Below are 19444 nucleotides of genomic sequence, written 5' to 3'. Positions count from 1 at the left end.
GGATCGCCCGGTCCCGGTTACGGCCCATCGCCGCAAACAGCGCGTCCCACCGCTCGTCCGGCATCGCCCTCGGCTTCCGCTTCGGCAGCCGAGGGTTATAACGCAGCCGCCCCTCCGGACGGAATGCCTCCAGCGGGTTGTGGTGCGCGTGCGCCCGGCCCCGGCCCGCCCGAGCAAGCACAACCGGATTCACCAGCGGCCCCTCACCACGCTCCAGCCAGAACTCATAGAAGGTCCGCAGCACGGCGTTGCTGTGCCGCACCGTCGCCGGYCCGTAGCCGTCCCCGAGGTGGCGCTTACGGGTCACCGGGTTGACCTGCCCCACGGTCGCCCGCGACCCGACCCGCGCCGCCGCGACCGGCTTGGTCGCCTGCCCGAGCCACAGCACGAAGTCCCGGACCTCCGCCGGACTCACCCGGTCCCAGGCCACTCCAACCGCGACCAGAAACCGCCACCACCGCAGCAACGCCAGCGCATAGCTGCGCACCGAGTTCGCCGACCGGCCCTGCGCGACGAAGTCCCGTAGGAAGACCTCGACCGGCTCGACCGGCTCACCGAGGCCGTCGACCAGCCTCCACGGCACCACGCCGTCGGACGCGACCACGCTTCCCCACAGCGGAAGCGGACAGCACGCTGCCACGCGTCCCGGGCCTGCCACGCTCCCGAGCGTGGGCTTTGCTGGAGGTGGTGGCTATACCGCGCAGCGTTATCTGCAATGAGCTTTAGGCATTGACATCGACACGGACGGTGCTACGGTTCGCGCGTTGACCGCCCGCCGCGTACGGATCGGGGAAGGCGGCCAGGGATGACGACGCCACGCCCGCGACGCAGTTGCACCCACTGCGGCCACCGGCACGCCACCGGCCATCCGGTCCACCGCCCTGCGGGACCGGACCCCAGGGAAGGAGGAGCCGCTCCATGCCCCAGCTCGACGATCACCGTTGGATGACCCGGGCCATCGAACTCGCCCACCGCTGCCCACCCGCCGCCGGCGCCTACTCCGTGGGCGCCGTCATCGTCGACAAGAACAACCAGGAGATCGCCTTCGGCTTCTCCCGCGAGGTCGACGACGCGGTACACGCCGAGGAGTCCGCACTCGCGAAGATCGGCCCGGGCGACCCTCGGCTCGCCACCGCGACGATCTACAGCACCCTCGAACCCTGCTCCCAGCGCAAGTCCCGGCCCCGCACCTGCACCCAGCTCATCCTGGAAGCAAAGATCCCGCGAGTGGTCATCGCCTGGCGCGAACCCAGCCTCTTCGTCGCCGACTGCCAAGGCTACGAACTCCTCACCCAGGCGGGCGTCACCGTCGTGGAACTACCCGAGCTCGGTGAACAGGCCCGCGCCATGAACGCCCACCTGTCAGTCTGATCCAATTTCGGCTGACGTCCGCTCGGCCTCGGAACGCTCTGGGCCGGTGTCCGCCGCGGTCCGTTGCCCCACGGGGTGGGAAGTTAGTGCCAGGGGTGGAGCGCGCAGGCGCTCGGCAACCCGCGCCACGACCGCGGGATCCGTACTGAAGGTGGTGTCCGGCAGGCCCGGCGCGCGTGCCGGAGCGGTTCTGGCACACCGACCAGATGCGTGATGCCTTCGCGGCCCAGCACATAGGCCGGGTCTCCGCGGCCTATCGCCTGCACCCCCACCACCTCCGGGCCCATCAGCCAGGAACGGCTGGGTCGGTGGCACACCCTGACGCAGGCCCAGGTCAGCCGGATCGAGAGCGGGCCACCTATCCGTGATCTTGACCGGCTGGCGCACTGGGCGCGGACCCCGCGGATGCCGCCGCACCTGCTGTGGTTCGACCTCCCCGGGCGACCCCGGCCGACGCCGGTGACCGTCGCGCTGGCCGCCCGGCCCAGCGGGCAGCTGTCACCGCCGGTCCCGGCGGCCGCGTTCACCCGGTGCCAGTCGCCCTGGTGGTACCAGCAGCAGTCCCGCCCGCCGCGGCGCGGGCGGATCTGGCGTACCCGCCGGCGCCGCGGTCCGCGTCGACCGGAGCACCGACCAGAGCGGCCAGCGTCTGGTCGGTCAGCCTGCGCCACCGAGGGTTCGCCGGCGTGTGTGGGCCGGTGACCGTGAACAGCACCTGGGTGAAGGCGTCGGCCGTGCTGTTGACGAACTGGCGCTGGACCCAGATCGGCGGCTCGGGATCGTCCGGGAGGTACCGCATCCACACCGCCGCTGCGTAGCGCTCGGCGCCGTTCATCAGCGACAAGCCTTCCCGCTCCGGCTGGGTCACGACAGCCACCGGCCGCAGGCCAGTCGCCGTGAACAGTTGCAACCGGAACGTCGTCGGACCCAGCGCCCGCGCGACGGTGAACATGTGCTCGTCGACCACCCGGGTCCGGGGTGATGCCGCCGTCGCCATGGCGCCCAGTTTCACGCGACGGGCAGCGTCAAGCCCGTGCCAAGAGCGGGTACCTGTCCGCACGGCAAGCCGCTGCGAACCGTCTGGGCACCCGGCTACGGTCCGGACGCCCAGCCGCCGGCGGCGAGGCGGATGGCGGCGGGCACGACGGCCCACAGCACGACCAGCACGACGAAGGTGCAGCCCCCGGCGATCCAGCCGGCCGGCGCCCCCCTGACCACGTCGAAGATGAGCAGGACGACCCCGGAGACGGCCACGGCGAACAATGCCAGGCCCACCTGGGCGAGCCGGTTCGCCACCCGGATCAGCGTCTCCTTCTCCTTGCGCCGGAAGACCGCGCGGTGCAGGCTCACCGGCATGATGAGCAGCCCGGTGGCGCTGACCGTCAGCAGCACGATCACGAGATAGAGCGACTTCTGCTCGTTGCTCAACGTCGTGAACCGCTGCTGGAACGGGATGGCGAGCAGGAAGGCGGTCAGCAGCTGCACGCCCGTCTGGACGACGCGCAACTCCTGCAGCAGATCTCCCCAGTTGCGGTACCGGCGTTGCGCCGGGGTCTCCGAAGGGTCCGGCCCGCCGTTCGAGGAGCTCCCCCGGGCGGTGGAACTCCTCGCCGTCATCCCGCCGCCGTCATCCCGCCGCCGCCGTCTGCCGCCGAGCGTCGCGCAGCCGGTCGACGAGGGACACCACCGGCCCGAATACCCGCTGAGCGGTGGGGGATCCCGCGACCGAGGGGTGCGGATGGGTGGGGGCGATCGCCTGAATGGCCCGCAGTCTGCGGCCCAGGCGCACGAGTTCGGATTCGGGACGGACCTGGCGCAGCGCCTCGAACTCCTCCCGCTCCTCGCGCTCGGCGTGTTCCAGCACCGTGTGCTCGAACGCGGCGAGCTTGGCCCCGAACTCGACGCTGCTCGCCTCCATCCGATCGAGGTCGGCGAGGTCCCGACTCGCAGCCTTCTCCTCGTGGTTGCGGGCATCGGTCACCTCGGGCCCCACCACCTGCCGGCTGATCGGGCGCAGCACCACCTCCTCGCCGGTCTCGTGGGCCGCGAGCAGCGCCCGCAGCTCGTCGAACGTCTCCTGGCGGCGTCGGCCCGTCGACGTCCTGACCTTCCCGAACAGCTCGCGGATCTCGGCATGCTGCGCGAGCAGGATCCCGACCACATCGTCCTCGGGGAGCTGACTCGCCCGGGTTCGTTCCCTCGTGGCCTTGCTGACCGTCATCGCACTCTCCTCATCGCGGACCGCGCACCGGACCGTGTCCCTGCTGGCCTGCCCGCTTGGCGGGAACAGGAACCTGGTCCGAGCGGGGGATGCGCCGGACCGGGATGTCCAGGCCCAGGGATGGGCGCTCTGAGAGGAGAGCAGGAGGTTCTTCGGAATTCGGAATCAGGAGGTTCGTCATTCGGAATCAGGAGGTTCGTCGGCGCCGGGCGGGTCTACCGGCGTTCGAACATCCAGGCCGCGGCCAGCGCTACGCCGACCACGATCCCGACGAGCAGCGCCCCGCCGAACACGAAGAAACCGACCGTCCTGATCAGGGCGATCGCGATCGGCAACGCCGCGGCCAGCAGGAACACGCCGTGGGTGCGCACCGGCGTGTTCACCATGGCGATGATCTTGCGCGGGCCTGTCACCCGGTTGACGTTCAGCTCGTCGGACACCGACGRCATGAGCCGGATCGTCGTCCACGTCAGCAGGACGAAGGCGATCGACAGCCCGAGGGCGTAGAGGAGCCCCACGCCGCGGCCGAAGGCGTCGAACGCCGCACCGGCGCCGATCACGGTGATCATCAGCGGGACGTACCAGGAGGTGGTGCGGTCCTGCCGGGCCTGACCGGCGAGCCAGCGCGCCTGGGCGAACCGTTCGCCGCGCCGACCGGAACCGCCATAGTACTGATCCGCCATAGTCGCTCGACGCTCCCCTCCCACGGCCGGCGCCGTGATGCCCCCGTACCTCACGGGGACATCACGCCCCGATCTGCCCATCCTCCCCCAAGACGAGGKAAAGCCGGGCCGTTTCGGGAGGATCACCTGCCCGCCGCGCCGTCACCGCTGGATCGCGGGCCGCGCTCGGCGGGCCGCGAGAGCCGACACCGCAGGTGGCGCGGCAGGTGGCGCGGCAGGTGGCGCCGCCGGTGACCCGCCGTCCACCCGCTCGGTACGTGCCCGATCGGGCATCCCCGCCCGGGGCCCTCGATCTCGGCCCACGACCCGAAAGCTCGCGGCTCACGGCCCAAGAGCCCACGACCCGAGGGAAAGGGACTCGCACCGGGTCGAAGGTCCGCCGCGGCGGAGTCACCACACGTCGCACTAATCACTACACGTCGTACTTCCGGGCGTGCGGATGACCGCGACCGCGCACTGGGCGTGTGTCACACACTGTGAACTGATGGAGCCCAGCAGCAGCTCGGCGAATCCGCCGCGGCCCCGGGCTCCGATGACCAGGAGCTGCGCCCCCGCCGCGGCCCGCAGCAGGCTGGACGCGGCCGCTCCGCGGATCAGGTCCGTGCGCACATCGAGATCACCCGGCTCGGGCAGACCCACGCGCACCGCCTCGTCCAGCACGGCTCGCGCGGCGCCTTCGAGGGCGGCGTCGACGAGGGCCGTTCCGCCGGATCCCGTCGCATCGAGCGCGGGACCCCCGAACGCGGGACCCCCGAACGCCGACCCCCCGAACGCCGACCCGCCGAGCGCCGCATCGGCGGACCCCGGGTCACCAAATCCTGGACGATCATCGAGTACCGTGCCCCCCGATGCCGTGCCCCGAACTCCACGGCCGGCGAATCCCGGAGCGAAGCCCGTTTCGCCCGGGTCCGTCCGGATGGATCCGGTCCCGCCCGGATCCGTGTCGCCGAGCCCCGCACCAGCCGACGCCGCACCAGCCGGCGCGGCACGAACGGCCCCAGCGCCCACCGTGGGTACCGCACCAGCGGACCTGGCACCGCAGAGTCCCAGCCGGACAACGCACTCCGGTGGCAGCGGCGCCCAGGCGTGCATGATGCGCAGCGACGCCCGGCGCAGCGCCGCCTCCTGGGCGGCCCACCGCAGCGCGGCCAACGAGCAGGCGGACCCGTCCACCCCGACGACGACGGGCCCGCTCTCGGCCGGCTCCGCCGACCTGCCGTGGACCACGACCACCGGCACCGACGCCCCGTACACGCACGCCATGCTGACCGAACCGGCCGGCAGGCGGCGCGGCCGGTCACGGCCGCGGGCACCGAGGACGAGCATGACCGCGCCCTCCGACTCGGTCAGTATCGTGTCCACCGGGCTCCCGTACACGGTCCGCTCGACGATCCAGGCGTCGGGCTGGGCCTCGCGGACCCGGTTGACGACGTCGTGCAGCATCCACTGGGCCGTCCAGCGGGGATGCTCCGGTGAGGTGGCGGGCGGCGGCTTCACCCGCGTGCAGAACGGGCCGGCCGCGGCCCAGACGAGCACGGCACGCACCCGCGCGCTACAACGACGCCCCGCGCGCACGGCCCACCGCAGCGCGCGCTCGGCATCTGTCGACCCGTCGATCCCGACCACGATGTCCGCCACGCGACACCGCCTCCCCTCCGAGCATCCTCGCTCGCCGAGCAGGCATCCGTCCCGATCCCGTGTCTACTACAACACGAAGAGACAACGGACGCGAGGGGAGACAGACGGGAGACAGTGGATGGATCTCCCGGCAGTGGCGGACGCCGGTCATGAACAGGTCGATATCGTTCATGAAACGGTAACAGATCTCGGTGCCGACCAGGGTGTGCGCGGAAAACCCGAGGGAACACCAGGAGAGGAGGTGGTACGGATGTCGGTCCGTCCAACCCCCGCCTCGGTGCTCGGGCCGAAGGCCGAGGTTCYCGAGCCGGCGACGGCGGTGGTGGAGCTGCTGGGGATACTGCGCCGCCATCTGGGCATGGATCTTGCCTGGCTCGGTCGCATCGAGGCGGACGTCCTCGTCGTGCAGGTCATCAACGGGGACGGCGCGTCGTTCCAGCTGGCCCCGGGCTCCACCGTTCGGCGCGAGAGCGCCCTGTTCGGACGCGTCCTGTCCGGTGAGTTTCCCACCGTCATCCCGGACACCCGAGCCGATCCGCGCATCCTGCGACTGCCCGTCGTCGACGAACTCGACGTGGGGGCCTACGCCGCCGTGCCGGTGGTCGACAGCGACGGCATCGTCTACGGCCTGGCCGGCTGTCTCGGGCACGGGCCGCATCCGCACCTGCGGCCGCGCGACGGCCGGTTCCTGCGGATGATCGCGGAGATCCTCGGCGATTCCGTGACCGACCTGCACCGGATGTGGGAGGTCCGCAGCCGCGTCTGGCGCGACGTCAGCCATGTGATCGACGGCGGGGGGCCCGCGCTCGCCTTCCAGCCGGTGCTCGACCTCGAACACGGAAAGATCATCGGAGTGGAGGCGCTGTCCCGGTTCTCGGACTACGCCCGCAGCCCGTCACAGTGGTTCACCGCGGCAGGCTCCGTCGGCCTCAACGTCGATCTCGAACTCGCCGCGGTCCGACGCGCGCTCGCCGTGCTGCCCCGGCTGCCGACGCACATGATCCTCGCGATTAACGTCTCGGCGACGACCCTCTCGGCCGGCCTGGTGGACATGATCATGAACGAGGATGCCGAACGCATCCTCGTGGAGATCACCGAGCACGAACGGATCGGCGACACTCCGGCGATCAACCGCGACATCGAGCACCTGCGCCGGCTCGGCGTCCGCATCGCCGCCGACGACGTGGGTACCGGCTATGCCGGGCTGGAACAGCTCGTCCGGCTGCGACCGGAGATCATCAAGATGGACTGCTGCCTGACCCAGGGCATCGACACCGACCCGGCSCGGCGGGCCGTGGCCGCCGGGCTGGTGCACGTCGCCAAGGAGATCGGAGGCAGCGTGGTCGCCGAGGGCATCGAGACCGCGGCCGAACTCCAGGCCACCCGGGAGACCGCGATCCCCTACGGCCAGGGCTTCCTTCTCGGCCCGCCCACCCCCGTCCTGCCCGAGGCCGTCAGGTAAGCCCCGGCGTCAGGTAAGCCCCGGCGCGCCCGGCCGCAGCGGCGGCGGTCAACCATCGACGGCGGGGCTCTCCCGACGCAACCGGAACCAGACGACCTTCCCGTCGCCGGGGATGACGTCGGCGCCCCAGGTCTCAGCGAGCTCGGCCACCAGGTGCATACCCCGCCCGCCGAGCGAGTCGGTGTCGACCTGCTGCACCTGCGGGAGGCGGCTGTCCGGATCCTGGACGCCGACCCACACCTGGTGGTCGGTTGTCCGGATCTCCAGAACCGGCTCACCGCGGCCGTGCACGACGGCGTTGGTGACCAGTTCGCTGGCGAGCAGCACGACGATCTCGGTCAGCTCCGCCGCGAAGCCGGTGCCGGCGAGGCCCGCGGCCAGCCGGACCCGGGCCTGCCGGGGCGCGATCGGGCTGAGCGGCAGCACGAACCTGTCCAACGGCTCGCCGGGCTCGCCGGGCTCGCCCGACTCGCCGGGCAGCTCCGGTTTACCCGTCATGTGAAAGACATTTCCTTGCAATCATGTGGATAAACCCGGTGTCGGAGCTCAGTCCGTGACCCGCGCGAGCACCTCGTCCCAGTCCCGCAGGAAACGATCGAGACCGTACCGGGCCAGGGCCGCCCGCCGGGCCTTCTTCCCGTACGCCCGAGCGAGGTCCACCGAAGCGGGAACGGTCCAGCTCAGCGCACGCCGCGCGGGCGGAACTGAACGCTGATCCGCGGCCCGACCGGCCGCGCCGTCTTGGGCACGGCATGATCCCACGTGCGCTGGCAACTGCCTCCCATCACGAGCAGGTCGCCGTGGCCCAGGTCGTGCCGGATCGCCGGGCCGCCCCCGCCCCGCGGCCGCAGCAGCAACGCACGCGGGGCGCCCAGGACGGCGATCGCGACCATGGTGTCGCGGAACCCACCCGGCCCGACGCGATCGCCATGCCAGGCCACACTGTCACGCCCGTCGCGATACAGGCACAGCCCGGCGGTGGCGAAGCCCTCGCCCAACTCGGCCGCATAGTGCTCGTCGAGGACCCGCTTCGCCGCGCCGAGCGCCGGATCGGGCAGCGACGCACGCTCGTCGTAGAAGGCGAGCAGCCGGGGAATGTCGACGACCCTGTCGTACATCGTCCGCTGCTCCGCCCGCCAGGGGACACGATCGCGCAGCCGCTCGAAGAGCACGTCGGCTCCAACGATCCAGCGGGGCCGCACATCGACCCACGCACCCCGCGCGAKCCCGACTCGTCGGACGGACGTCCCGAGTGGGCCGACCTCGATCGCCGGGGCGTCATCGAGCAACGAGGCCTGGAACGCCGCGATCTCCATGCTTCGACACTACCAAACACACGTTCGAAGACAGGWCTGCGACAAGCCCGAAGGCCCGAAGGCCCGAAGGCCCGAAGGCCGTCACAGGTTGACAGGCGAGTAATCGGAGCAGGAATAGACGAGGGTAGCCGGCGGGGTCCCCTCGAACCGCATCGTTCCGATGTACGTCGCCCCCGTCGGCGACTTCCGCGAGGTCTTCAGCTCCACGACAGGCCTACGGATCCCGCTTTCCAACCGAAGGCACGACGTAACCGGCACCCGGAGGTCCGCCGCTCCCGCTGCGGCGAAAAACACGACCGTCCGACCGGCTCCGACGCGTACCTCCAGCACGTTCACGAAGTAGTTGTCGTCGTAAACGCTCACCGCCACCGATGGCATCGTCACCGTGCCGAGGAGCGCGGCCGAGTAGTCCGCCTGGCACGAGTAGCGGAAACGGTAGCTTCCCGGCAGCGCGAGCGAGAACGTCAGTGTTCCGGAATACCGTCCGGAGGAGCTCACCGGCACGTCGGCCTGGACGGGAAACAGCCGGAGCTCGCGAGAACCCGACGAGACCAGCACGCAGGATGTCCGCGGATCCCGCAGGTCGCTACGGCCGGTCGCGTCGAATCCGACCCGCAGCAGGAAGCCGTCCTGCCGGCTTCTGGTGAGAGTTGCGTAATAGTCGGCGCTGTACTGCGACACCCCGGGCGCGGCGGCGGAGAAGGAGGGCACGACGGTGAGCTCCTGGGACGGTCGGGGGGAGCCTGCTGCAGTGGCCGAACTCGTTCGCGCCCCGGTCCCCGCACTGGTCCCCGCACCGCTCGCGGCCCCGCTCCCCGCCCCGCTCGCGGCCGCGGACGGCGATACCCTCGGGACGCCGTCTTCCGGTCCGGTCGCGGCCACCGTCGCGGACGCGGTGCCGGTCAGGGACCCGTCGCCCGGATGGGCGCCGACACCACCGCGGGCGAGGAACACCCCGGCCAGGATCGCGAGGACGGCTGTCAACGTCCCGGCCACGAGCCACACCCGTCCTGAGGGACGGCCAGGCGCCCCGGGCAGCCCAGGTGCCCCAGGCGCCCCGGGCAGCCCAGGCGTCCCAGGCATCCCGGAGTCAGGCCACCGCGAACCGCCTGCCTCCGGCTCGCCGACGGGCGGCAGCAGGGCCGTTGCCGGTCGCGAGACCGTAGGTACCCGCGGCAACGGCGGTGTCGGTACCTGTGCCGGCGGTGGTAGCTGTGCCGGTGTCGGTGTCGGTACCTGTGCCGGCACCAGCACCGGTGATGCCGGTCCCCCGGCCGCGAGGGAGGCGAGGGCGCGCGCGGCAGCCGCGGCATCCAGCCGGACTACCGGGTCCTTCTCGAGCATCRCATCCAGCACCGGCCGAAGTGGACCGGCGAGCACGGTCGGGCGCGGYGGTTCGAACAGGATCGCGCTGAGCAGCCCGGCGGTCGTGTCGGCCTGGAACGGTAACCTCCCCTCCACCATCTGGTAAAGGGTGACTCCCAGGGAGAACACGTCACTACGCCCGTCCGCGGGCTGACCGCCAAGCCGTTCGGGAGCGACATAGGCGATGGTGCCGACCACTCCGGCGGCGGTCATCCGACTGTCGTCGTTGTGCGCGGCGATACCGAAGTCGGTGACGAGTGCCCGGCCACTCTCCGCCAGCAGGATGTTGCCCGGTTTGATGTCGCGATGAACGACGCCCTTCGCATGGGCGAAGGCGAGGGCATCGGCGACCGCCGCTCCGATCGACGCTGTCTCATCCGGCCGTAGCCCGCCCGATCCCCGCAGCCGGTCCGCTACCGACCGAGCCGGGATGATGAGGTCCATGACGATCCACGGCAGCCCGCCGTCCTCGACCACGTCATGGACGCTGACGATCCCGGGGTGACCCCGAAGGCGGGCGGCGTTCATCCCTTCCCGCCGTGCGCGGGCGATCCGTTCGGTCCACTCCCCCGGCGTGGAGTCGACGGGGATCGAGACTTCCTTGAGCGCGACGTCGACCCGCAGCATCTGGTCGGTCGCCCGCCAGACGGCCCCCATCCCGCCAGCCCCGAGGCGGTCCTGGAGTCGGTAACGGCCGGCGACGACCAGTCCCGCATGGCCTACCACGGTTCTCCCCGATCCTCCCCGTCCGTGCCGTCCGTGCCGTCCGTTCTGGACGGCTACTTTAGTGAGGGTTCCGTGGATGTCTCCCCGCCGGCCCGGTCGACCCGGTCGACCTGATCCCGACTTACCAGGTCGCCGATCGCGCACTCGTCGTGGGGCCGCCGAATTCAGGGGAGGAAATAACGGTCCAGGGGCCACCGACCGTACCCAGGTCCCCCGAACTCAGGTTCGACCGGCTCGGGTCCCCGTGCCCAGATCCCCCGAGCTCAGGTTCGGCGCCGGGGGGTGCGGGGCGTTGCGTGCGCCGAGCATCTCGGCGGCGATCTCGCGGACCTCGGCCATGCTCGGGACGGCGTGCCCCGCGTCGGTCAGCTCCCGCTGCACGGAGGTCATCTCCACCTCGGGCATGCCGCAGGGCGTCGCCCAGGTCCATGGCCGCATGTCGCAGTCGACGTTGAGCGCGAATCCGTGGCTGGTCACCTTGCGCGTGCACCGCAGGCCGATGGACGCGATCTTCCGGTTGGTCCGGCGGGTCCAGACCCCCGTGAGCTCGACGGACCCGGGCGGGGTGTCCCKCCGCTCGGCCGGAATGCCGAGCGCCTCGACCGTGTCCACCAACCGGGCCTCCAACAGCCGCAGGAACGGCACCACCGCGTTCATCGCGCCGATATGACACATCACGTAGCCCACCAGCTGGCCGGGGGCGTGGTACGTCAGCAGCCCACCCCGGTTGGTCTCGTGAACCGGGATGCCCAGCCCCGCGAGCGGGCGGTGCTCGGGCGGGGTCCGCTTGCCGACGGTGTAGACCGGCGGATGCGACAGGAACCACAGCGTGTCCGGCCGCACGCCGTCGATCCGTTCMCGCACCATCACCCGCATCCGTGCCATGGCAACCTCGTAGTCGACAAGATCGTCGTCGAGGCGCAGCAGGATCTCAGGCCAGGTCACCGGGCCCGGGCCCGGGCCCGGGCCGCTGTCCACCCCGTCGACGGCGTCCACCCGGTCGATAGCATTCGCGGGGTTCACGGCATTCACCTCTCCACCGTATGCCCGGTCCACCGTATGCCCGGGTTCCGGCGGTCCGGGCCGGGATGATCCCGCGCGGTCGGCGTACCGTGGCCCACAGGGAGCAGCGATGACGTACGACATTCTCGCCGACCTCGTCGTGGTGGCCCACCTGCTCGGGATCGCGTTCATCATCTTCGGTGGGCTGCTGGTCCGGCGGCGGCGCTGGCTGCTCTGGCTGCATGTGCCCGCCGTCATCTGGGGTGTAACGATCATCACGATCGGGTTCACCTGTCCGCTGACCCCGCTGGAGAAGTATCTGCGACGGCTCGATGGTCAACCGGCCTACCAGGGCGGTTTCATCGATCATTACCTTGCGGGCGTCCTCTACCCGGACGATCTCACCTGGCTCGTCCGCTCGCTGGCCGCGCTGATCGTGGTCGTTGCCTACGTGCGCGTCTGCCTGGACCTACACCGACGACGGTCCCGACCGACGGTKGACACCGGACCGGATCCGGCATCATCCGACCCCGGCCAGCGATGACCGTGATGACCGGCGGTGGGTCAGGCCGAGGCCGGCTACGACGTCACGGCACTGCGAGGTCACGGCGCTACGACGTCACGGCGCTACGACGTCACGGCGCTACGACACCGCCACCGGCGCACCCCGAATACCCCAGCGGGCACACCGCCTACGCTGGCGCCGCCCAGCCGGTGTTCGCGGGGCGGCGCCGGGTGTCTCAACCGGCGGTGAGCCAGTGGGACACGGCGTCGCCCGTCACGACTCGCACGGTCAGGATTACCGCGGCGACCGCGAGAAGCGGAACGACGACCCAGTGTTCGATCCTGCCGTCCGTCCGGGGAACCAGGACTGTCTCCATCCGCCAGGTGACCGGCCAGAGAAGAGGGCAGCCGCGCGGGGTCAGGCAGTCCCCGGCCAGGTGGGCGAGACAGCCCAGGGTGACCGCGTAGCCGGCGAAGCTCATGTCAATGYCGTGCATGAGAAAGACAGCGACCCCGGCGGTCACGCAGTCCATGACGGACGACCAGTGCTCGTGCTTCTCGAAGTCCAGGCCGAGCCCACGTAACCCGAAGCCCACGAGGACGAACAGCGCGGCCCACCACCCATACTCGAAACGGGCAGCCAGCAGGCCCATGACCACACCCATGCCGAGCGCGAAGAGGATCGAGTGGGTGGCGTGCCGGTGGCCACCGGCGGCCCTGCTGATCCACCTGCACATAACCCGGGTGACCGGCCCGAAGGTGTTGGCGATCCGACCGTGGGGATGGTCGATGTCGGGCAGAAGCGCCGCGCCCGCGGATACCACCGCGCCGGCGATCACCTGGGACGAGGACAAGGACACCGCGTGCGAGCCCAACCACTGCTCCCGGGACAGCAGGGGTGCGACGGCCAACCAGACCACCGCCCCGCTCAGGGCGTGGGTCCGTCCCATCATGGCAGCTCAACCTCAATGATCAGCATCGTCAGACTGTATCCAGCCGATCCAGCCGCCGCGCGCCGAGCGACGTTCGGCTGTCCCGTGGCAAGCGGGCTCCGCGTGTGGTCCTAGAAGCCGAGCCGCTGATACACGCCGTTGCTGGTCGGATCAGCCGGATCGGTGAACAGCAGGACCTCGTGCGCTCCYGCGTCCAGCGCAGCCTGGCTCACCGCTGCCGTCACAGCCCCGGCATAGCCCAATGGCGCTTAGTTAAGCGGTCCGAGCAAGGATGATCTTCGATTGTTGATCATGACGGATGCCGGTGTCTGTTGGGCGTTTGACTCGGTAGGCGCTGTGGCGGCCTCGTCTGATGGCGCGTGGGTACGTGCGGTGGCGGCGCACCGGGTTGAGCTGTTCGATGATCTCTGTGAAGATTTCCCGAAGCGCGTGCGTGTGGTCCTCAGTAGGGTCGGGGAATGGCGCGGTGGCCGTCGGCTCCGTTTCCATTCCCCGCCACATCGATCCGTGCATGCCGTTCTCCGGCACACGGCTCTCCGACGTTCTTCACCGTCGGCGTTCGGCCTTGCCTCGCCATGGCTTGTTCGGCCAGGGCGGAATGGGTCTGGCGGTCCGTGACATGACTAGTAGCCCGAGGTAGTTCTTCGACGACTAGCCGACGATCCAGCGTCCGATTTTCCCTCCGTGATCCCACGGGAAATGACCTCGCGATCCTCCGCTGTCAACACCGCGCCGCGCACCGAACCTCCAGATCAGTAGGCCACGTTCCTACCAGACCCGATCTATGACCGGATTCATACGTGGTGCACTGACCTATTGAGACCGAGCGGGCTTCGCCCCGCTGGTGGGTCTTCACCTCATCGAAGATTCTTTCAATTTCCCACCGCTCATGGTAGCCCGTGGCGAGTTCCACCGCGGATATATCGGTGTGGTCAAGGATGTTGGTGATGAGGCAGATCAGTTCTCCGGTGCCGGCTCCGGTGCGGTCGGGCACCGTGTATTCGATGACGCGGACGGGTGTCGCGTAGTCCTCGGGAAAATCGCGGCCCGCGCGGGCGTCGACGATGAGCTGTTCCCGCCGTTTCCCGCTTAGTTTCGGATTGATGACAATGGAGAGGTAGGAGCCGTCAGGGAGCGGTTGGATGACCGGTAGCGCGAGGTTGGACCTGACTCGCCAGAGCAGGTCCGCGCCGGTGTCAAGTGCCTGGTGCCACAGGTCGCGGCCGTAGAAGTTGCGGTCGGCGGTGAGGAGCATCCCGGGTTCGCAGGCGTCGAAGAGAGTGGCGGCGAGGGTGCGTTCGTCGCTCGCCCGGGGGCCGACCGCGGCGGCGACGATCGCGTGCGTGCCGCATTCGGCGAGCGCGACAACATGGACCTGTGGCAGGGCGCTGGCCTTGTGTCCGTTGGTGTGCCGTCCGAACCTGGCCACGTTCTCGGGGGTGTCCGCGGCGTCGAGGAAGAACCCGTCGATCGCCGTCAGCCGCCGGGAACGCAGCCATGCGCCCTTGGTACCCCGCCCCGCGACCGGCACCGCGACACGTTCAAACAACAGTTTCAGAGGCGCGGCGCCGAGTCTGATCCGTGCCTGCGAGATCGCCCCGCTAGTTGGGACCTGCCAGTCACCCTTCCAGTTCCCCAGCCACCTCAACGCACCGGCGAGTTTACGCATGACTTCTTCGTAGTCATCGTCGAAGAAGAGGCACATCGCCATCGTGAAGTACACCATGACCCGGGCTGGCAGCAGCCTGGTACGCCGTTCCTGCCGTTTCGTCTCCACCAGCGCTTCATCGACGAGATCCCGGGGAACGATTCTGGCGAGCACACCGATCGAAATACGGTCGGTCAGCCGCTCGCTGTCCACGGCTGGCAATTCCACTACCTGACGAAGGCGCACCACACCCGGATGCTATCTGCCGACCGCCCGACTCCCGATGTGAACTCTCCGCCGCCCACTGATCGACGTTGAGGAACTGGACCGAACGCCKTGTTCGAAAATTGATCGACGCGGGATCGGACGTTGGCATGTCGGGATGGACAGGCGTCCCTCTAACTTAATCGAGCGGCATTGCCACCTCAGACTCATCCGCGTCGCCTCACCACAAAGGACCGCCCCCATGATCAGACTCGCGTTTTACGGCAGGGTCTCCACCGAAGACCAGCAGGATCCAGAGGCCTCCCGTAACTGGCAGATCGCCCGCGCACGAGCCCTGCTGGTGATCCTGCGTGAAGCCGACTCCACCGGCAAGGCCGAGGTCTACCGTGAACTTGGCCTGAAGCTTATCTACGATCACGAAACAGAGACGATCACAGCCGAAGCCACACCAAGATCATCGGCGTGCGTAGTGTCTGTGTCCGAGGGGGGATTCGGCCACTACGCACACGCCCTTAACCAGCGCAGGCGCATACCGGTTGCCCGGCAAGCGGGCGACCGGTAACAGCCCGCGTGCCGGCCCTGCGTCACCGCCGCACCGAACACTCATGCGCCCCCGGAATCCTGCCGGCCGGCTTGCCCGGCAACGCCCAGCAGACGCCGCTACAACCGACCGAGATCGATCTTGACCGGGAAAGGTGCGGCAGCATCGACGGCGCCCGTGAAGACCTCAGCGCCACGGTACGTTCCGGTCGCCGGGTCGAGGACGTAGGTATAGACGACCGGGACGCCGGCGGGGGGCTGCTCGACCCGCCAGTAATACGAGATTCCAGCCTTCGCATACTGCTCGGCCTTGACAATCCGGTCGGTCGTCTCAGAGCCCGGTGAGACCACCTCGACGACGAGCAGAAGATGCTCGGGACGGGCCGACATGATGTCGATCGTGTCGGCGCGGTACACGGCCACGTCCGGACGCCGATTCGTCAACGGCACGTCCTGAAGCCGAACATCGACGTCGAAGTCCGCGTTCCAGCCCGGCCCGGCAGCAGCCTCCAACGCGACCGCGAGGATCTTGACCAGCCGGTTGTGACGCTTGGACGCGCTGGGGCTCACAACGACCGTCCCGTCCACGATCTCGATGCCYGCGCACCGCTCCTCGGACCAGGAGTCGTATTCCTCCGCCGTGATCTGCTGGTGCATCCAGGCAGGAGCGATCATCCCCGCAGTGATGRCACACCTCCTTCAGATGATCCAACAGACCTGATCCCCGCCGAACCAGCGTAGCGCCGTACCCTCTGTGTCTCGGCATCCTGCGGCAGCCCACCCGCACCCGCGAGGGTGGCTGGGACTGACCCGGGTGTGTCAAGAAAACGGCTCTGTCGCACATCCGGTTTGCGCCGTGAGGCGCTGTGGTTCGAGTGGAGGTGAGAGACCTTCACCGTCTGCCCTGTCGCTGCAGGGTGGGTGGAGCTGAGGGCTGCCTGGTCCGGGTAGTGCCGGTCTGGGTGGGAGCAGCCCTGACGAAGCCGGGACGTTTCAGTAGCGGTCCGAACTGGTCGAACGCGAAGCACCGGTTCGGACAGGTGCCGGTGAGGTACTCGATCCGGTCGAGCTTGCGGTTCTTGTCCGGGTCGGTGGACTCCTTCCACGTCCTCGTGCGTGGGAACGAGATCCGATGGTGGTGCAGGAGCTGCCGCAGCCGTTCCCGACCGATGGTGACGGTGCGGTCGGGGTTGTCGGCCAGGTAGGCGGCGAGCTTGCGCAGGCTCCAGTGCGTGAACGGCTGCCCGAGTCTCTCCGGGCGGGTGCGGGCCGTCGCCACGGCGAACACCTCGTCGTCAGAGCTGATCAGGCGGGGACGGCCTCCCGCCCAACGAGGGTCCAACGCGTCCAGGCCGATCTCGTTGAACCGGTGGATCACCCCCCGGACCGTGTCCTCGTCCGCCGCGACGAGACGAGCGATCGCGGGGACCGGGGTCCCACTCGCCGACGCCATGATGATCAGTGCGCGGCGGACTCGGATCGCGCCGTGTTTCCCGCGGCGCGCGATCGCTTGGAGTCGTTGGCCTTCCTCATCGGTCAGCCGCCGTGCCCGTACCGGCCGCGCCATCGCGGTTCACCTCCAGGGCTGGTCGCCGTCCTCATCGGGGATGGTGTGCCCGTGATCACCCGCCTCTACCTACTCCACGGCCGGAAACGTTCGTGGTCAGCGCACCAGCCGGGCAGGATCCGGTGGCGGAGAAGCGGGAAGTCAGCTCGGCGGTGCATCTGGCGCATGATCTTCTTGGTCTTGGTGTTGACGCCTTCGGTGCCACCGTGGCTGTAAGAGCCTGTCCTGGATCTTGAGTGATGTTAACGCTCTGTAGTGTCGCGGGGTTGCCAGCGTGGGACGGGATTCCCGCGAACGAGACGGCGGACCATGGTGCGGATCATCGCCCAGTGGATGAACAATGCGGAGGTGGCGGGGTGGCGTTCGTAGTCGTGGGCAAGCCGCCGGTGGGCGGTGAGCCAGGCAAGGGTACGTTCGACCACCCATCGTTTCGGCAGGGCCTCGAAGGTTTTCTGACCGGGTTTCTTCCGAACGATCTCGACGGTGGTCCTCATGATGGTCCGCGCCCATGCAACAGGCTCGCCAGCGAAACCGCCGTCGGCGAACAGATGACGGCGGCTACGATTCCTTAACCTGTCGGTCCTTCAGATCCYGCGGCTGTTGACCTGTCCGTGGTCTTCCCGACTGGTTGGGTGATCGCTGGTCGTCGGTTGGTGCGGCCGGGTGGGCGTCCGGGRCCGGGTCGGGCGGGTTTCGGTGCGCGGGCCGGTAGCGGTGTCTTCGGGCGGAGGTTGCGGAATCCCCGGCGGACACGGGCCGGAGTCAGCCTTGTGGGTTCGGCGGGTCGTTCCCAGGGGCGGCGCAGGTCGGTGGTGAGCGCGCGGGCGAGCCGGAGCTGGGTGTAGGCGGTGAGGACAAGCCAGGTCCAGCGGTCCGCCGCGGCGGGGTCCCGGATCTTCGGGGCGGTCCAGCCGAGGGTCTGCTTGACCATGCGGAAGGTGTGTTCCAGGTCGAATCTTCGCAGGAACGCCTGCCAGGCGCGGTCGACGTCGGCGCTGCCGGCGTCGACGGTGGAGTGCCACAACCAGACCGGTTTCGGGCGCCGTTCGCCCGGGAGGCGGTCGACGACGAGGCGGATCAGGGTGCCCTCGATGATCGGGAGCTGGCCGGTGTGGTGTTCCCATCCGCCACGGCGGGTCAGCCGGGGGTGGGCCCGGTCCCAGCAGGTGGCGACCGCGGTGCCGTACCGGCGGGTCTCGGTGGTCGTGGTGACCGTAGGGGTGGGCAGGCTGGCCGGGTCGGCCAGGGGCAGCTCGGGGCCGTGCCGTGGTGGCCGACCGGACGCCTTCGGCGGCCGCGGGAGGACGGGCAGGCGGAAGACCCGGTCGGAACGCAGCCGGCCGACGAGGTCGACGGGCAGGTCGGCCAGCAGGAAGGCCAGGCGGGTGACGTCGTAGCCGGCGTCGAACACGACGAGGATGTTCGGATCACCGGCGGTGTGGTGGCCGACGGCTGCGAGCCGGCCGACCACGTCCCGGACCTGGGCGGCGGTCACCGTGGTGAGGTCGTCGTCGGGGCCGAGACGGACCGCGTCCAGCGGCGCCGTCCACGAGGTGCGGCCCGGTTCGAGGGCGGCGACGAACGAGTAGGGCCAGCCCGGGATCATCTGGGCGTTGCCCTTGCCCCGGCCGTAGGTGTGGCAGAACAGCCGGCCCGGGCTGGTGGCCGCGTCCGGACGCAGCCACGGGCTGACGTCCACACCCAGCACGATCCGGCCGTCGGCGGCCCGCGGCAGCGGCAGCCCGGCCAGCGCGCGGCGCAGCCGGCTGATCTCGACCCGGCCGTGGTTGATCGCGCCGTACAACGCGCCGTGCCCTCGGCGGTGCTCCGCTGCCAGCGACAGGCCGACCAGGTCACGAACCGGGCCGTCCGCGCACAGCACGGCGTCGGTGAGCTCGAACAGGGCATCCGCCCGCCGGGTCAGACAGCCATAGAACTCCTGGCGGAACCGACACAGCACCCCAAGGTGCTCGACGATGGGGACATCGTGGGCCAAGCTGTCCTCCACGGCCTTCTGTCTGATCACGGTGTCTTTGGTGAGAAACCAGGATCAACAGGAGGCCGCTTCACGTCACGGCGACACGCCGGCCCACCCCAAACCACCAGCGACTATCACACAGAGTGACACCCGAAGGTTAAACGACAAGCTGAGAACCGCCCGATCTTGGTTCAGGGTCCTGAAATCGCCGTTCGCCCGGTCTCTACGAGGCTCCCGAGCAGGGG

The 19444-nt window shown here is 69.6% G+C and carries 18 protein-coding genes and 3 pseudogenes; 4 read left to right on the top strand and 17 right to left on the bottom strand.

The genetic code is table 11. The features are described 5' to 3' along the window. On the bottom strand, positions 1-604 hold a 604-nt coding region (locus tag Manayef4_RS18865), incomplete at its 3' end, for a site-specific integrase (RefSeq protein ID WP_254665740.1). 314 nt (positions 605-918) lie between these two features. Between Manayef4_RS18865 and Manayef4_RS18855 the strand changes: the two genes are divergently transcribed. Further along, entirely contained in the window at positions 919-1371 is a 453-nt protein-coding gene (locus Manayef4_RS18855; RefSeq protein WP_011436565.1) for a deaminase, read from the top strand. A gap of 523 nt (positions 1372-1894) precedes the next feature. On the opposite strand, the gene Manayef4_RS18850 is transcribed toward Manayef4_RS18855, so the two are convergent. From Manayef4_RS18850 to Manayef4_RS18830, 5 genes are all read right to left on the bottom strand, one after another. Further along, positions 1895-2383 carry a hypothetical protein gene (locus Manayef4_RS18850; RefSeq protein ID WP_035913025.1) on the bottom strand — a complete coding sequence of 163 codons (489 nt, stop codon included), beginning with the start codon at positions 2381-2383 and terminating at the stop codon, positions 1895-1897. Between the two features lie 80 nt (positions 2384-2463). Beyond that, positions 2464-2988 carry a DUF6328 family protein gene (locus tag Manayef4_RS18845; protein ID WP_011436562.1) on the bottom strand — a complete coding sequence of 175 codons (525 nt, stop codon included), beginning with the start codon at positions 2986-2988 and terminating at the stop codon, positions 2464-2466. A gap of 10 nt (positions 2989-2998) precedes the next feature. Continuing rightward, positions 2999-3592, bottom strand: coding sequence for a hemerythrin domain-containing protein (locus Manayef4_RS18840; RefSeq protein WP_011436561.1), 594 nt, complete (start codon positions 3590-3592; stop codon positions 2999-3001). A 215-nt stretch (positions 3593-3807) separates the two neighbouring features. Further along, entirely contained in the window at positions 3808-4275 is a 468-nt protein-coding gene (locus tag Manayef4_RS18835; protein ID WP_070132596.1) for a hypothetical protein, read from the bottom strand. A 405-nt stretch (positions 4276-4680) separates the two neighbouring features. After that, positions 4681-5913, bottom strand: a complete 1233-nt coding sequence (locus Manayef4_RS18830) for a universal stress protein (protein WP_023841999.1) — start codon at positions 5911-5913, stop codon at positions 4681-4683. Between the two features lie 250 nt (positions 5914-6163). Here Manayef4_RS18830 and Manayef4_RS18825 point away from each other — a divergent pair, with 250 nt between their 5' ends. Then, positions 6164-7375: an EAL domain-containing protein gene (locus Manayef4_RS18825; protein ID WP_070132601.1), complete on the top strand. Its 1212-nt coding sequence runs from the start codon at positions 6164-6166 to the stop codon at positions 7373-7375. A gap of 48 nt (positions 7376-7423) precedes the next feature. Here Manayef4_RS18825 and Manayef4_RS18820 read toward each other — a convergent pair whose 3' ends face one another. From Manayef4_RS18820 to lipB, 4 genes are all read right to left on the bottom strand, one after another. Next, on the bottom strand, positions 7424-7873 hold the full coding sequence (locus Manayef4_RS18820) for an ATP-binding protein (protein ID WP_023842000.1): 450 nt from the start codon (positions 7871-7873) through the stop codon (positions 7424-7426). Between the two features lie 182 nt (positions 7874-8055). Next, positions 8056-8691 (bottom strand): alpha-ketoglutarate-dependent dioxygenase AlkB, encoded by a 636-nt coding sequence (locus Manayef4_RS18815; protein ID WP_070132594.1) that lies wholly within the window; start codon positions 8689-8691, stop codon positions 8056-8058. Between the two features lie 81 nt (positions 8692-8772). Beyond that, a complete protein-coding gene (locus Manayef4_RS18810) occupies positions 8773-10782 on the bottom strand; it encodes a protein kinase (protein WP_070132592.1) in 2010 nt (669 codons plus the stop codon). A 219-nt stretch (positions 10783-11001) separates the two neighbouring features. Then, the gene (lipB, locus tag Manayef4_RS18805; RefSeq protein WP_254665739.1) at positions 11002-11814 is read right to left on the bottom strand and encodes a lipoyl(octanoyl) transferase LipB; all 813 of its coding nucleotides are present in this window, start codon (positions 11812-11814) and stop codon (positions 11002-11004) included. A gap of 100 nt (positions 11815-11914) precedes the next feature. Here lipB and Manayef4_RS18800 point away from each other — a divergent pair, with 100 nt between their 5' ends. Further along, positions 11915-12328 (top strand): DUF2784 domain-containing protein, encoded by a 414-nt coding sequence (locus tag Manayef4_RS18800; protein WP_011436553.1) that lies wholly within the window; start codon positions 11915-11917, stop codon positions 12326-12328. 196 nt (positions 12329-12524) lie between these two features. Here the strand turns inward: Manayef4_RS18800 and Manayef4_RS18795 are convergent, their stop codons facing one another. The 3 genes and pseudogenes from Manayef4_RS18795 to Manayef4_RS18790 form a co-directional block, all read right to left on the bottom strand. Next, positions 12525-13241 carry a metal-dependent hydrolase gene (locus Manayef4_RS18795; protein ID WP_175443429.1) on the bottom strand — a complete coding sequence of 239 codons (717 nt, stop codon included), beginning with the start codon at positions 13239-13241 and terminating at the stop codon, positions 12525-12527. A gap of 110 nt (positions 13242-13351) precedes the next feature. Continuing rightward, positions 13352-13480: pseudogene (locus Manayef4_RS26775) on the bottom strand (GNAT family N-acetyltransferase); the annotation flags it as partial. Positions 13481-13962: 482 nt separating this feature from the next. Then, positions 13963-15138 (bottom strand): IS4 family transposase, encoded by a 1176-nt coding sequence (locus Manayef4_RS18790; protein WP_235609429.1) that lies wholly within the window; start codon positions 15136-15138, stop codon positions 13963-13965. 217 nt (positions 15139-15355) lie between these two features. On the opposite strand from Manayef4_RS18790, the gene Manayef4_RS18785 reads away from it, so the two are divergent. After that, entirely contained in the window at positions 15356-15676 is a 321-nt protein-coding gene (locus Manayef4_RS18785) for a hypothetical protein (RefSeq protein WP_011436548.1), read from the top strand. Between the two features lie 98 nt (positions 15677-15774). Here the strand turns inward: Manayef4_RS18785 and Manayef4_RS18780 are convergent, their stop codons facing one another. From Manayef4_RS18780 to Manayef4_RS18765, 4 genes and pseudogenes are all read right to left on the bottom strand, one after another. Then, positions 15775-16329, bottom strand: coding sequence for a Uma2 family endonuclease (locus Manayef4_RS18780; RefSeq protein ID WP_011436547.1), 555 nt, complete (start codon positions 16327-16329; stop codon positions 15775-15777). Between the two features lie 310 nt (positions 16330-16639). After that, a pseudogene (locus Manayef4_RS18775) lies at positions 16640-17221 on the bottom strand (helix-turn-helix domain-containing protein); the annotation flags it as partial. A 242-nt stretch (positions 17222-17463) separates the two neighbouring features. After that, positions 17464-17775 (bottom strand): annotated as a pseudogene (locus Manayef4_RS18770) (IS5/IS1182 family transposase); the annotation flags it as partial. A gap of 14 nt (positions 17776-17789) precedes the next feature. Continuing rightward, entirely contained in the window at positions 17790-19181 is a 1392-nt protein-coding gene (locus tag Manayef4_RS18765) for an NF041680 family putative transposase (protein WP_349257455.1), read from the bottom strand. Positions 19182-19444: the final 263 nt, after the last annotated feature.

The organism is Frankia sp. CgMI4, assembly GCF_001756285.1.
GTDB classification, from domain to species: domain Bacteria; phylum Actinomycetota; class Actinomycetes; order Frankiales; family Frankiaceae; genus Frankia; species Frankia casuarinae.
The sequence above is the reverse complement of the archived record's forward strand: the minus strand, read 5'-3'. Positions and strand labels throughout refer to the sequence as shown.

Coding starts and splice junctions, on each gene's coding strand:
- Manayef4_RS18820 (WP_023842000.1), bottom strand. CDS start 7,873: ATGACGGGTAAACCGGAGCTGCCCGGCGAGTCGGGCGAGCCCGGCGAG.
- Manayef4_RS18845 (WP_011436562.1), bottom strand. CDS start 2,988: ATGACGGCGAGGAGTTCCACCGCCCGGGGGAGCTCCTCGAACGGCGGG.
- Manayef4_RS18840 (WP_011436561.1), bottom strand. CDS start 3,592: ATGACGGTCAGCAAGGCCACGAGGGAACGAACCCGGGCGAGTCAGCTC.
- Manayef4_RS18785 (WP_011436548.1), top strand. CDS start 15,356: ATGATCAGACTCGCGTTTTACGGCAGGGTCTCCACCGAAGACCAGCAG.
- Manayef4_RS18855 (WP_011436565.1), top strand. CDS start 919: ATGCCCCAGCTCGACGATCACCGTTGGATGACCCGGGCCATCGAACTC.